At 42.5% G+C, this 12,676-nt stretch carries 15 protein-coding genes; 5 read left to right on the top strand and 10 right to left on the bottom strand.

Going from position 1 to position 12,676, the window contains the following annotated elements; genetic code table 11:
• Window positions 1-141: 141 nt before the first annotated feature.
• Together MKY85_RS15785 and MKY85_RS15780 are read right to left on the bottom strand one after the other, a co-directional pair.
• Window positions 142-588: a GNAT family N-acetyltransferase gene (locus MKY85_RS15785; RefSeq protein ID WP_342570010.1), complete on the bottom strand. Its 447-nt coding sequence runs from the start codon at window positions 586-588 to the stop codon at window positions 142-144.
• Between the two features lie 505 nt (window positions 589-1,093).
• Complete coding sequence (locus MKY85_RS15780; RefSeq protein WP_342570009.1) at window positions 1,094-1,522, bottom strand: MarR family transcriptional regulator; 429 nt, start codon at window positions 1,520-1,522, stop codon at window positions 1,094-1,096.
• Window positions 1,523-1,688: 166 nt separating this feature from the next.
• Between MKY85_RS15780 and MKY85_RS15775 the strand changes: the two genes are divergently transcribed.
• Window positions 1,689-2,999 carry an amidohydrolase family protein gene (locus MKY85_RS15775; protein ID WP_342573399.1) on the top strand — a complete coding sequence of 437 codons (1,311 nt, stop codon included), beginning with the start codon at window positions 1,689-1,691 and terminating at the stop codon, window positions 2,997-2,999.
• A gap of 225 nt (window positions 3,000-3,224) precedes the next feature.
• Here the strand turns inward: MKY85_RS15775 and MKY85_RS15770 are convergent, their stop codons facing one another.
• The 8 genes from MKY85_RS15770 to MKY85_RS15735 all read right to left on the bottom strand — a co-directional run bounded on the left by MKY85_RS15770 (window position 3,225) and on the right by MKY85_RS15735 (window position 8,731).
• On the bottom strand, window positions 3,225-4,136 hold the full coding sequence (locus MKY85_RS15770) for a chromosome condensation regulator (RefSeq protein ID WP_342570008.1): 912 nt from the start codon (window positions 4,134-4,136) through the stop codon (window positions 3,225-3,227).
• Window positions 4,137-4,522: 386 nt separating this feature from the next.
• Window positions 4,523-4,891, bottom strand: a complete 369-nt coding sequence (locus tag MKY85_RS15765) for a hypothetical protein (RefSeq protein ID WP_339233825.1) — start codon at window positions 4,889-4,891, stop codon at window positions 4,523-4,525.
• A complete protein-coding gene (locus MKY85_RS15760; RefSeq protein WP_339255430.1) occupies window positions 4,875-5,243 on the bottom strand; it encodes a YolD-like family protein in 369 nt (122 codons plus the stop codon). The genes MKY85_RS15765 and MKY85_RS15760 overlap by 17 nt, the downstream gene beginning before the upstream one ends.
• Window positions 5,240-6,457 (bottom strand): DNA polymerase IV, encoded by a 1,218-nt coding sequence (locus tag MKY85_RS15755; RefSeq protein WP_342573398.1) that lies wholly within the window; start codon window positions 6,455-6,457, stop codon window positions 5,240-5,242. The genes MKY85_RS15760 and MKY85_RS15755 overlap by 4 nt, the downstream gene beginning before the upstream one ends.
• Before the next feature lie 209 nt (window positions 6,458-6,666).
• On the bottom strand, window positions 6,667-7,113 hold the full coding sequence (locus MKY85_RS15750; protein WP_342573397.1) for an acetyltransferase: 447 nt from the start codon (window positions 7,111-7,113) through the stop codon (window positions 6,667-6,669).
• Between the two features lie 190 nt (window positions 7,114-7,303).
• Complete coding sequence (locus tag MKY85_RS15745; RefSeq protein WP_342570006.1) at window positions 7,304-7,672, bottom strand: DUF4180 domain-containing protein; 369 nt, start codon at window positions 7,670-7,672, stop codon at window positions 7,304-7,306.
• A gap of 13 nt (window positions 7,673-7,685) precedes the next feature.
• Window positions 7,686-8,108 carry a GNAT family N-acetyltransferase gene (locus MKY85_RS15740; RefSeq protein ID WP_342570004.1) on the bottom strand — a complete coding sequence of 141 codons (423 nt, stop codon included), beginning with the start codon at window positions 8,106-8,108 and terminating at the stop codon, window positions 7,686-7,688.
• Window positions 8,109-8,149: 41 nt separating this feature from the next.
• Window positions 8,150-8,731: a TetR/AcrR family transcriptional regulator gene (locus tag MKY85_RS15735; protein WP_339233814.1), complete on the bottom strand. Its 582-nt coding sequence runs from the start codon at window positions 8,729-8,731 to the stop codon at window positions 8,150-8,152.
• A gap of 199 nt (window positions 8,732-8,930) precedes the next feature.
• Between MKY85_RS15735 and lpdA the strand changes: the two genes are divergently transcribed.
• From lpdA to MKY85_RS15715, 4 genes are all read left to right on the top strand, one after another.
• Window positions 8,931-10,316 carry a dihydrolipoyl dehydrogenase gene (lpdA, locus tag MKY85_RS15730; protein WP_342570002.1) on the top strand — a complete coding sequence of 462 codons (1,386 nt, stop codon included), beginning with the start codon at window positions 8,931-8,933 and terminating at the stop codon, window positions 10,314-10,316.
• An 84-nt stretch (window positions 10,317-10,400) separates the two neighbouring features.
• Window positions 10,401-10,823 (top strand): HlyD family efflux transporter periplasmic adaptor subunit, encoded by a 423-nt coding sequence (locus MKY85_RS15725; RefSeq protein WP_339255422.1) that lies wholly within the window; start codon window positions 10,401-10,403, stop codon window positions 10,821-10,823.
• The gene (locus tag MKY85_RS15720; RefSeq protein WP_342570000.1) at window positions 10,807-11,955 is read left to right on the top strand and encodes an ABC transporter permease; all 1,149 of its coding nucleotides are present in this window, start codon (window positions 10,807-10,809) and stop codon (window positions 11,953-11,955) included. The genes MKY85_RS15725 and MKY85_RS15720 overlap by 17 nt, the downstream gene beginning before the upstream one ends.
• Before the next feature lie 127 nt (window positions 11,956-12,082).
• Window positions 12,083-12,646, top strand: a complete 564-nt coding sequence (locus MKY85_RS15715; RefSeq protein ID WP_342569998.1) for a GNAT family protein — start codon at window positions 12,083-12,085, stop codon at window positions 12,644-12,646.
• The last annotated feature ends 30 nt before the right edge of the window (window positions 12,647-12,676 follow it).

Here is a 12,676-nt window from a genome sequence, read left to right as displayed (position 1 = left end):
TCAAATATTACGAGTCAGACTCAATTACTGTCAAGATAATAAATACATGGGATTACAGTTCCAGTGAATATGGGTGGGTGGTCAAGCATCCAGCTAACCTGCAGACTGTTTCTTTTTGGACTGTAAATTGATATTCGATTTTTACAACTTCAATTCATATCGTATATCAGGTAAATTCTCTTCATTTTCTTGTCCTCTACCAGTGATTTCAAAACCATTATTCTCATAAAATCTTTGGGCATTTTTATTAATTTCAAATGTATATAAAGTTAAGTTTCCATTTGCTTGTGCTTTTGCTTTATTAAGCAAGGTTCGCCCTATTCCATTCCCTTGATAATCAATATGAATATAAAGTTGGCTTATCTCAGTTTCACTATAGGCAATCATTCCAACAACTTTTCCATCAATTAACGCTAAATCTACTTGATACTGTTTAGATAGGATATGATTTAAAAAATATAGATGGTTTTCGAAGCTATGGGTTTCATCCTGGCCAATTGCCCGTTCCTTGCTATCTCTCCACATTTTCACGGTATGTTCAGCATACTTGGGATTATAGTTAGTTACTTTAATTTCAAGTTTTTTCATCAATATACCGCCTTAAATAGAAAGATTTTCAAATGATGAAGTATTTACTCTATTCAGTGCGAGCTATCTTCATCCTATTATTTCCTTTACATATTTATAGCACTCTTGGACTAAGTTATGTAAATTATTCGAGTCTAAACATCAATAATATTCATTCTATAATTATACCTGATTTGAAAAATATCTTTTTGATCCAAGATTTCCATTCCATTGTAAGAATAATTCCTGGTGAGAAAGCAATTTCATTAAACATGAATTATGCTCCTCTCACTTTTGTTTTAAATATTGCAGTTTTTGTATGTCTCATAATCCAAACGACCATCCCCCGGTGGAATACCGAGTAACGGTCGTAGCTTAAATTTCCCCTTTTTGTCTACTTTGACAGGGTAATGATCATAGATAGTGACTTTTACTGAACTAATGTTCTTGTCCCTATCCAATTTTTTCTAAAGATTATATTAAATCAGTGTTCTATGGCCCTCAGTTACCTATGCAGGCTCATCTGTTATATGCGTTCATTAATTCTGATCAATAATTTCTTTAAGATTTGCTTCTCCTCGTCATTTAGGGCTTGAACGATTTCATCCTCTACTTTTTGAAATGAGTTATTAAAGTCTTCAATCAAGTCAACCCCTTTTGGTAATACATAAATATTTTTTTGCCGTTCATTATTGGCCGGGATTTTCCGTTCGATGAAACCTTTTTGCTCTAGACCTTGAAGCATGCTTGTAACACTTGCCCCACGCAGATGAAACCGATCTGCAAGATCCTTTTGAATAATATGATTATCTTGATTCTCATAAATATAATCGATTACTTTTCCTTGTTGAGAACTTAATCCTAACTCTTTTATACTTTCATCCGCTCTTTTCTTTAACTTAAGACCGATAATTTGAAACAACTCCATATAAGGCGTATCTTCTCGGGAATGCATGACCGTCCATCGTCCCCTCTCTAATTGTTAGGAATCTAATTGTAAGTAGCTAAAATATACAGTGATCCCAGTAGGCTTGTCAAACGATTGTTAGACTGTTGACTGTTAGTTATCTAACAGTTATACTGCGAAGTGTTCAGTCACAAACACATTAGGAGGATTTATGATGGAGAAATTAAATCAGAATGCTGGGTTAGAAAAAATTACTGCGATTACGAATGTACGGATCTTTGATGGATATCAAATCATTGCTCCCAGACATATTGTCATTAAAGGGGTGTCCATTATTTCAGTGGGCGGAGACATTCCAAGCAACGCAACAATTATCGATGGAGAAAATGCGACATTAATACCCGGCCTGATTGATGCACATGTCCATACCTCAATTGGCGGATTACGGGATGCCTTAAAATTCGGCGTTACAACAGAACTCGAAATGAACGGCGACTTTACTAAAAGAGGGCGCGAAATTCAGCTAAAAAATGTCGATGACATCGCAGACGTCCGATCTGCTGGTACGGCGATTACCGCTCCTGGTGGGCACCCAGATGAATTACTGCCTGATGGAGATGAAATACCTGAATTCGTATTAAAGGAACTGGAGAAGTTATCGGAGGAAGACCGGGAAGCCATGTTGGCCGCCTACGCTCACGATCACGACGAAATACCTCAAGTGACGACGGTTGAAGAAGCGATCAAACATGTGCATACCCAAGTGGAGAATGGATCCGACTACATTAAGATCATGATTGAAGAGGGAACGGTTATGGGTGCACCTGGCCTGCCTGTTCTAAGTGATGAGATCCTAAAAACAGCCGTTACTGAAGCCCACAAATTCGATAAGTTGGTTATTGCCCACGTTTTGACGGCTCTTTCATCGAAAGCAGCCATCGATTTTGGAGTCGACGGTTTGGGGCACTTGTTTATCGACAGACCCGAGTACACGTCCGAATTGGTCAAATCCATAGCTGATTCTGGAGCTTTTGTTACACCGTGCTTGGTGTTGAATTCATCGATTATAGGTAATCCGGCATCGGAATTGGCTAATGATCCACGAGTTCATTCCAAATTAAGTCCAGATTGGATCGATATCTTGAACTCAAGCTTCAATACGTTCCCACATGGCAATATGGAGAACAGCTTTAAAAATGTGATGGATCTTCACCGTGCCGGAGTTGATATTCTTGTAGGGACGGATGTCGCACCGGTTCCCGTTCCGAACCTTGGTGGCCTTGCTCATGGGGCCAGTGTTCACCACGAAATGCAGCTGCTGGTGAAGGCTGGGTTCACTCAGATCGAAGCTCTTCAGTCTGCTACTTCCAAACCGGCCCGTTGCTTTGGTCTACATGATCGTGGCCGGATTACCGAAGGTGCACGTGCTGATCTTATTCTCATAAACGGTGATCCGATCACTAATATTTCAGATACATTGTCAATCCAATCCGTGTGGTTCAATGGTTCGCGAAAACTAGGCTAAAAACTAGAAGATTATATCTTCCTAATTGTAAAATCACTAAGAAGAGGGAATGCAAAATGCAGTCCCTCTTCGACTTTAATCTACCCTCCCCCTCTACTTAAGGAGCATACAGCTTTGGATTCAACGGGACTTTGGTTTGTCTCCTACTAAGATGGCAATCCTCTTTTGCAGTATAAATAGAAAACCCATGTTATCTTAAAAGACAGCATGGGTCCTGAGAGTTGTTCAATTCGTTTCCTTGTTGAAATGATATTGTTGGATGTTACTCCATCCGCTTACATCACATTGTGCATAATCATTATCACCCACAGCAACCATCGTACCATCCGATTTCAATCCAATTGTGTGGGCACAGCCCGCTGAAATAGCTCTAATGTCATGCCAGCCCCTTACGTCGCATTGTTGATGTTTATTAGAACCCACAGCAACCATTGTACCGTCAGACTTAAGACCAACGGTATGATAACTTCCCGCTGCAACTGCGACAATATCGAGCCAACCGCTTACGTCGCATTCCCCTTCATGATTTCTACCCGTAGCCACTACCTTGCCATCCGATCTAAGCCCAACCGTATGAAGATACCCTGCCGAAACAGCCAACATGTCGCCCCAGTCGTTTACGCTACATTGGTTATATTTATTGTTACCAACTGCTGTTACCGTACCGTCTATTTTTAGACCAACTGTATGCCAGTCCCCCGTCGTGACCGATATAATATCATGCCAGCTGCTCACGTTGCATTCCCCTTCATTATTTCGCCCCACCGCAACCACGGTGCCATCTGATTTAACCCCAACAGTACGGCACCAACCTGCTGAAATGGTTACGATATCGCGCCATTCGCTTACATTGCATTGATCATGCTTATTCCAACCTATAGCTGTTACCGTACCATCAGATTTAAGACCAACGGTATGAGCATTACCTGTGTTCGTAGCCATATGAACATTACCGGCATCAACGGCGACGATATGGGACCAATCGCTTACATCACATTGACCGTATTTATTATCACCCACGGCTATGACTGTTCCGTCAGATTTAAGAGCGACGGTATGACGGCGACCTGCCGCTACAGTACAGTTACGGAACCCTTCTGTCTCAAACACTGCTACCTTCCGTGAATTGTAGTCCATAACTTTCCTCCCCTCCACCCATTAAAATCCTCCGTTGTTCAACGGTGAGTCACCAATGTACTACTCTTATTCAACGTTGTATTATAATACTCCTGGCTGTCAAGATAACGGAACCATGCCGTGCTATCCAGACCATTCCTCTGAAGGATAAATTCTTGTTTCGGGTCGGAACAATATGGATAAATATGTCTATCTGTATGTAACTGAATCGTGAGTTCTCTCATTTTATATGGCTAATATGCCAATCACAAAATTTAAGACAAAAAATACCGACCCTTCAATTTCAAAGGTCGGTTTACCCAAAATCGGGAGAAGAAAACAATGGTTATAGCTGTATTATATCCACCCTATGCCGTTATATACCGTATTCTGCTCTAACTCTATGTTTATCTTGGCATATCAGTAATATCAACGCTCATATGTTCAGTAAGCATTAAGGTCACATCCACTTTCACTTTGCTCCACAATAGAGTCATTTTGTGAAGGTAACCTCTTACCGAATAATTTACTGTTAAACTCAGCTCGGATCTCTCCTCTTCAATGATTTTTATATGATGTTCCTTTAAACTTTGTTTTGACTTGTACATCTCTAAAGCAATTTTCTTTTGAGTACCGTCCAGGTAATCAATATACACCGATTTCATCTTAAAGTTTGAAGCGTATATTTTATGCTTATCTACCTCCAGAGCACCTAAAAGATACGGAAGCTCAACCAGCCTCTTGACGAGTGCAAGTTCCTCAGAAGTTTGTCTCACCGTACACACCTCCTCCTTCTTCAAACTTTACAGTGACCAGTTGATCAAAATCGACCCATTCAAATCCATTATCCATTTCAATTTTTATTTTTTTTCCAAAGGCACTGACTGAAGTGACGATCCCGTGTATATACCGATTGCCTGACTCATGAAATACTTCAAAGGTGGCTTGCAACGTATAGTTGAGGGACATATCTATATGTTGAGCAATAATCTCCCACTCATCTTCATGAATCAGAGGTTTCGCTTGAACATGAATTTGAGTACGATGCTGTATAATTCGTTCTTTATGTTGTGGAAGCATCATGCGGCTCGATTCCCATAATCCATTGGCCTCCAGTTTTTTGCTCATTTGTAATGCCCCCCAATTTTAGATGCTCGATCGATCGCTTGGCCCGCAGCCGTAATGGAGCTCGCTCGAAGAATGGCAATGTCGCCATATCGATCCTTGATGTTGTCCATCACCTGATCAATGGCTCGTTTCTGCTCTTGATCATCGAAGAAAGATAGTTGATATGTATCCGCATTGGATAATTGAGATAGGGATACGCCTACACGGCGCACAGGTTGCCCATCCCAATGTTGATGGAATATGCGTTTGGCTATTTTGCACACATCAACGGTTATGTTTGTAGGATCAGACAGTTTAACCTGCCTGTGAAAACCCGTTGGGTGATCAAAATCTGCTCCCGATACACTCAAAGATATGACACTACCCATCAGCCCCTTTTTACGGGCTCTTCTGCACACTTCTGTACAGATATCGAGAATAACCACTTCAATCTCCCATGCTTCTGTGAAATCTCTGGGCAGGGTCATTCCGTTTCCGATATCCTTTTGTGTATTGTGTGTGTTGACCGTTACCGGCGAATTGTCGAGTCCATTGGCAACCCTCCAGATGACTTCTCCATTAACACCCCATTTGCTTCTTAATTTGGAAAGAGGCGTATTCGCCAGGTCTTTAATGGTTCGGATACCCATCTTCCAGAGATGTTTTTCCATTCTTGAGCCAATCCCCCACATATCGCGGATGGGCTTATCTCCAATGTGAAGATGTAACTCCTCTTTCTTTAAGTGAAAAATGCCACCTTCCGCTTTTTTAGCAATCATATCGCAGCACAATTTACTGATAATTTTGTTTTCACCAATGCCCGCTCTGGCGTAAACCCCTGTTTCGTTATAGATTTTGTCTTGAATTTGTTTGGCCAAATCGATTGGATCATTACCAAATAAATGCATAGACCCTGTAAAATCAGCGAATAATTCGTCTATACTGTATGGCTCAACCAGATCGGTGAATTCCTCAATAATGGACATAATTTGGGTGGAAACTTCAATGTATTCTTGCATGTGAGGTCTGACAATGATCAGTTCAGGGCACTTCTGAAGAGACTGCCAGAGTGGTTCTGCGGTAGATACCCCCTTAGCTTTGGCTAATGGACAAGCGGCAAGAATAATGCCAGAACGTCTTGCTGGATCGCCTGCAACGGCGAGAGGTCTATTTTTGTATTGGGGCATTTTTGCCTTTTCGACTGAAGCATAAAAACTCTGCATATCAATGAGCATGATGGTTCGCTGCTTAGTCCACACTGAAATCACTCCTGTACATTTAAGAACGTATGTTTGTATATATTATAAACCGAACATGTGTTCCTTATGCAAGAGGTAAATATTTATATTTGGCATAGGACCAAGTGAAGGATTCAGATCATACTAGGTTACGCTCGCAAAAAAAGCCGCTAAATTAGCGACTTCAACGAGAACATTCTTATCCTTTATGAAATTTCCAGGTGCAATAGCGGGAACGGATTACCAGAACCATCGAATTCGGAGCGTCCGATCTGTACAAACCCCATTTTGCTATAGAATTGTGCAGCTCCAGGATTCTGTTCGTTGACATCCACCTTCAGGTGGCGTCCTTTGATCTTGACAGTATGTTCGATCAGCAGACGACCAACTCCCTGTCCATGCTGACTTGGATCGACGAATAACATCTCAATAAAGTTATCTTGCAACCCGATAAAACCGACAGGCTGATGTTCTTTATCTAGAGTTTCCCACACCTCGACTTGCCGTTCCTGTAATACTTTGCTTACCACATCCCGATAGAATTGAATGTGTTGTTCCTCCAAAAATGAATGTGTTGCTCGAACAGCTCTCTCCCAAATCTGAACCAGTCGTTCCTGATCTTGCTCCCGATATGACACAATATCCATCTCAATCTCTCCATCTCTCTTTAGGGCGTGTCTCAAAACTCGCTGAAGTGCATCTTTCACCGCCTTTTCGCCCCCTGCTGCGTCACTTTCCCTTGACGTGCCCCGGCACGCCTGCAGAAAACTTTCTTGCTTGGAACGAAAATTCGGCAAAATCTGCTCCCTTCGGAGTTTTCAGACACGCCCTAGTTAATTTAAATCACTGTTTCTTGCTTAGCTTTTCAATAGCCAGTTCTTCCTCTGTTACGAAGAATATATCGTTCCCCATGTTGCTTTCATAGATAAAATCTCGAAGACTTTTGCTAGTATAACCGGAAAAATCACCAATGATCGCAATTTTGGTCTGGTAATTGATGAACTTTTGCAACACTTCACCTGCCAGCCGTGTTTTCAGATCAAAAAACACTTCACTGACAGCAGATTTGTTAACTATAATACGGTGACAATCGGCTTCATATCGAACCGTAGCCATAAGATCGATAGCGGATTGAACATCGGTAATTAATTCTTCATCACTCGTAACGTAAGCAATAGATACTCCATTTTCATTTATTTTTCTGATATTCATGTCTTCTTTTCCCTCATTCCTTATATTGAAGAACCCAATATCTTGATCCAGGTTCACCTTCTTCTACAATAGCTTTCCAGCCTTGCTTTTTATAAAATGTGAGTGCTTTATGATTATCCGAGACACATTTTAATGTGACAGGCGTTCCCAGTTCGACCACGGATTGCTGAAGTAACTGCTTTCCCACCCCTTTGCCGGCAGCACTTGGGTGCACAAACAAATTATGAATAAAGCGGTCAGGTACATATAGTGACGCAAATCCAAGTACTTGATCGTTGTCCTCTGCCAAAAGAATCTGTTCTTCCGATGTATCCCGGTCAAAATCTTCTAGACTCATCTCATCGGCATTGGCCCAGTGAAAGCTCTCCCGCCGGGAATCCAAATAAATATGTCTCAATTGTGGATAGTCTGCAATACGGGCTTCTCTAATGATCATCCGATCATTCCCCCATTTCCTCTGTGTCATCAATGTCGTTGTTACCTGGAGCCGATCTTTACCATTTGTTTGGCCTGCACACGACCTGCCTGTAACAAGTCATCACTGAACTTCGCATCACTAACTGCCCGTGCCAGTGCAACGGTACCTACCATACTGCTTACCAACGCATAACCATCAGCGGTATTCATCCCAGCCATAGTTGTAATAAACGCGATAAAACGTTGCAACTCCTGCGTGTAAGCTTGTCGAATATCCTCCGATAGTTGGGAAATCTCTCCCGATAAAGCTGGTAAGATACAACCGACTTCCGTCTGATCTCGGTGCAGGGAACTTAAATAAAAATCAATGACAGCCTCAATCGACGTCTGATCTTCGTTTTTGTTTTTGTCTGCAATGCTCTGTAGCATTGCAATGGTATCACTAATGGCGAAATGACAGGTCTCCATCACAAGCTGATCTTTATTTTCAAAATGGGAGTAAAATCCCCCATGTGTCAGTCCAGCACCTTTCATAATATGTGGAAGACTAATATTCCGCACGCCATGGGTTCGAAATGCTTTGGCCGCACTGGTAATAATATGGTTCCGAACTTTGAGCTTGTGCCCTTTTGGATAAGGCATCCCTACTTCTCCCCCTTATATAAGTCTGTATCTGTGAGTGTATTTTAAAATATTATAGTTATCATATTATATAATGTCAATTCATATATCACCATCTTCAGCAAAGGGAGAGTGATTATAAATGGAGTATTGACTCCCTTAAAATATGATGACTATAATATATTACGATCATCATATTTTAAGTTTGGAGGTACGAATCATGAATTTATTAGAAGTCGTAGATACGCTGGTCATTGGATCAGGGCCTGGCGGTTATGTGGCTGCTTTACGTTCGTCACAACTAGGCATGAAAACAGCCATTGTAGAGCGCCAACAGATCGGAGGTGTCTGTACGCATGTAGGCTGTATTCCTTCCAAAGCGCTCATTGCTGAAGCGGAGCGTCTTCATATGCGCAGACAATGGGGAGCTGTTGACGGAGCTTCTTCTTATCAGGAGGCTCAGGTGTTCAAGCAAGCTGTGGTGGATAAGCAGTCTGGAGGGGTTCGGTTTTTACTCAAAACGGCGGGTGTGACTGTTATCGAAGGAGAAGCTAGATTAACTGATGCGAATATCGCTGAAATATATCACGCTGAACAGGGGGCGCGTCGAATAAGCTTTAAGCATCTCATCCTGGCTACCGGTTCCCGTCCGATTGAAATAAGCTCTCTTCCTTACGGCGGACGGATTCTCTCTTCCACTGAGGCGCTATCGCTGCCCGACATACCGGAGCGTCTCGTTGTGGTTGGCGGCGGTTATATTGGCGTGGAACTGGGTCAGATGTTTGCGAGATTTGGAACTAACGTTACGATGCTCGAGGGCGGTGAACAGATTTTGCCGGGATTCGAAGCAGAGCTTGTTGCACCTGTCGTTCGTCAACTGAAAAAGGACGGGATAACCATCTTAACCGAAGCTAAGGTTACAGGGGCAGACCAATATACGAGTCACATCGATCTCCACTATATGCGTCAGAATGAACACCATGTTGTTCAAGCTGACTATGCATTAATTACGGTGGGCAGGAAACCGAACACAGATGGAACCTTGGGTCTCGAACATATAGGTCTGTCCCCTACTCCACAAGGCTTGATCGAGATTGACAAGCAGTGCAGAACATCCATCCCGCATATCTATGCCATTGGAGATATTGTTGAAGGCCCTGCTTTGGCTCATAAAGCTTCCTATGAAGCAAAAATTGCAGCAGAAGCTATCGTGGGTAAACCCTCTGTCATCGACTACAAAGCTATTCCGCTCGTTGTGTTTTCTCACCCGGAGATTACGAGCGTTGGTCTTAGCGAAGCGGCATGTAAGCAAAAATCAATTCCTGTTGTCGTTGGCAAATCTGTTTTCTCCATTAATGGCCGTGCACTGGCTCTGAAGGAAACCGAAGGATATGTCAAAATCGTTGCTCACGCTGAGTCTGGCCTTGTATTGGGTGCACAGATTGTCGGGGCTGAAGCATCTACTCTTATATCTGAGCTTTCCCTTGCGATTGAGATGGGAGCAACAGTAGAAGATATAACCATGACCATTCATCCGCATCCAACGCTAGGCGAAATCATCATGGAGGCCGCAGAACAGGCCCATCAGAGAATGGAAAGAAGGTAACCGGAGTCGTTTGATTACGGTTGGAAAGTTGTATGTGAACGAATTCATATCATAAAGAGAGTAATTAGATAGGGAGAGATTATCTTGAAGACTAAATGGAGATTATATATCATCATAACTTTGATCATTATTTTGGCAGGCGGTTTGTTGATCGCGAAGGGGACAGACGCCGTGAGTCAGGCTGAAAGTAAAAAGCAGGGAATATTGAATACGGAACCTAACACTGAAGGGTTTTATGTTGATCTGTATATTCCAGAATCACAGATTAACCAGCTTCAGGCAGATCAAAAGGTAAACGTTCGTTTTCCATATCTGGAGAATCTTCTTGTAAAGGAAGGTGTGGTTACGTCGATCGCCCCCTCTCCTCAATTCGCCAATCTGCGAATGACGCGGGAAAAAGGCCAAGCAGATCTAAGTATGTTTCTGATCCGGATCTCTATTCCAACAAGTACAGATTTGCTTCCGGGAATGACTGCGGAGGTGCAGCTTGATGAAATCACTGGCTGATGAATGGAAGCACATACGCGGGAGTAAGTGGATCATTATTATTTTTGCTGCCCCTCTAATTGCCGCTGTATTTTTCGGACTTATGTTCTCCCGCAATCAGTTGAGCGAAACACCGGTTGTCGTTGTGGATGAGGATCACTCTTCATATTCAAGGCAACTTATTGAAGAAATCAATGCTTCTCAATATATGAAAGTCACAAATGTGTTTGCCAATCGCCTCTCTCCGGATACGCTGCTGGCGAACGAGAAGGCAGTGGCAGTCATTTTCTTGCCGGAAGGAATAGAGCAACGTAAAGACCAGGGATTGCCCTCAAGTATCGGGGTATGGATGGACAACACCATGCCTTCTAGCCTGAGTGGTATTCGGCCTGCAATTCAAGAAATAATAACAACCGAAAATATGACGCTTGCTGTATCACGTCTTGCTCAAACCGGCATGGACATCGAATCAGCAAAAGCTTTGGTATCCCCGCTGTCTCAAGCGCAGCGCATGTTATATAATCCCAATTCAAGTTATATTGGTACCATGGTGATCGGATTTGTAAATATCATTATACTGATGCTCACGACGGGTGCAGCTGGCGCGATCGCTCCCCGTCTTCGGCAAGAGGGTAAGCTTATATCTGAGGGGAGTTCCCCCTTCCAGCTGTGGATTCGTGTCTTGCCCTATGTGATATTAAGCACCTGCTCTTCCCTGCTCAGTTATGGGATGTTAAAACAAGTGGGACATATGCGATTTGAAGCGGCACCGTATGTCTTTATCATTCCTTTATTGCTGTATTCGATGGCATTATGTTTGCTCGCGATGTTACTCGGTTATTCTGTTCAAAACGTGTCCAGGGTTGGTGCCAGAATGAGCTTGATCCTATATCCATCATTTCTGGTAACAGGTATTCAACTGACGCCGCTTGCATTTCCAACATTTTTTCAGGTTACAGCATGGGGTTTGCCTATGAATTGGCTCAATCGTATGATTCGTGGAATGGCCTTTAGACACGGTGAGTTGACTTTTTATAGTGTAGAGCTAGGAGCCTGTATACTGATTATTGGTTTGGCTTCATTAGGTATAGGATTATTCCTGCGAAGAGAATCACAGGTGCTAACGTCAACACTTGAAGCAAAAGCAGTTTAGATTGGACAATCGCCGTAAGCCTGTAAAAATAATAGGCTACGGCGATTTATGTTAGAATCAAAACCAGAGAAATGAAGCCACCAGCACCTGCAAGAGAACATTACACAGAAAAAGTGAGGTTTATGATATGAAGAAATCAAACGAAGTATATTGCGTGACTGAGCGCCTTGTTATTCGCAATTTCATTTTGCAGGATGTACATTCGTTCTATCACTACCGGGCTAATCCAGATGTTTCCCGTTTTCAATCCTGGGAAAATTATACGCTCCAAGAAGCTGAAGCATTTATTAACAAACAAATAGTACATTCCCCTAACCAGCCCGGGACCTGGTTCCAATACGCCATTGCTCTAACGGAGTCGGATCAATTAATCGGCGATTGTGCCATTCATACACGTGCAGATGAACCTCAGATTGTCGAGCTCGGATTCACTCTTGCACCTGAATTTCAAGGCAAAGGATACATGAATGAGGCACTTTGTGCCCTGATGGACTATGTATTTGGCGCTCTAAATAAACATAAGCTGATCGCTTTTGCCGATGTAAGGAACACCAAGTCGATTCAAGTGTTAGAGCGATTGGGCATGAGACGTGAAGGACACCTGCTCGAAAATTACATGTCCAAAGGTTTCTGGATAGATGAGTTTCAATATGCAATGCTGCAATCGGAGTGGTTGAACAAACAACAATAAAGCTGGAGATGATCGTTCTTTTTCTACAGG

This window comes from Paenibacillus sp. FSL R5-0749 (genome assembly GCF_038595085.1).
In the GTDB taxonomy this organism is placed as follows: domain Bacteria; phylum Bacillota; class Bacilli; order Paenibacillales; family Paenibacillaceae; genus Paenibacillus.
The sequence above is the reverse complement of the archived record's forward strand: the minus strand, read 5'-3'. Positions and strand labels throughout refer to the sequence as shown.

Excerpts from the sequence above, each read along its gene's own strand:
- MKY85_RS15785 (WP_342570010.1), bottom strand. The coding sequence starts at position 588 with ATGAAAAAACTTGAAATTAAAGTAACTAACTATAATCCCAAGTATGCT.
- MKY85_RS15780 (WP_342570009.1), bottom strand. The coding sequence starts at position 1,522 with ATGCATTCCCGAGAAGATACGCCTTATATGGAGTTGTTTCAAATTATC.
- MKY85_RS15775 (WP_342573399.1), top strand. The coding sequence starts at position 1,689 with ATGGAGAAATTAAATCAGAATGCTGGGTTAGAAAAAATTACTGCGATT.
- MKY85_RS15770 (WP_342570008.1), bottom strand. The coding sequence starts at position 4,136 with ATGGACTACAATTCACGGAAGGTAGCAGTGTTTGAGACAGAAGGGTTC.
- MKY85_RS15760 (WP_339255430.1), bottom strand. The coding sequence starts at position 5,243 with ATGAGCAAAAAACTGGAGGCCAATGGATTATGGGAATCGAGCCGCATG.
- MKY85_RS15755 (WP_342573398.1), bottom strand. The coding sequence starts at position 6,457 with ATGCTCATTGATATGCAGAGTTTTTATGCTTCAGTCGAAAAGGCAAAA.
- MKY85_RS15745 (WP_342570006.1), bottom strand. The coding sequence starts at position 7,672 with ATGAATATCAGAAAAATAAATGAAAATGGAGTATCTATTGCTTACGTT.
- MKY85_RS15740 (WP_342570004.1), bottom strand. The coding sequence starts at position 8,108 with ATGATCATTAGAGAAGCCCGTATTGCAGACTATCCACAATTGAGACAT.
- MKY85_RS15735 (WP_339233814.1), bottom strand. The coding sequence starts at position 8,731 with ATGCCTTATCCAAAAGGGCACAAGCTCAAAGTTCGGAACCATATTATT.
- lpdA (WP_342570002.1), top strand. The coding sequence starts at position 8,931 with ATGAATTTATTAGAAGTCGTAGATACGCTGGTCATTGGATCAGGGCCT.
- MKY85_RS15720 (WP_342570000.1), top strand. The coding sequence starts at position 10,807 with ATGAAATCACTGGCTGATGAATGGAAGCACATACGCGGGAGTAAGTGG.
- MKY85_RS15715 (WP_342569998.1), top strand. The coding sequence starts at position 12,083 with ATGAAGAAATCAAACGAAGTATATTGCGTGACTGAGCGCCTTGTTATT.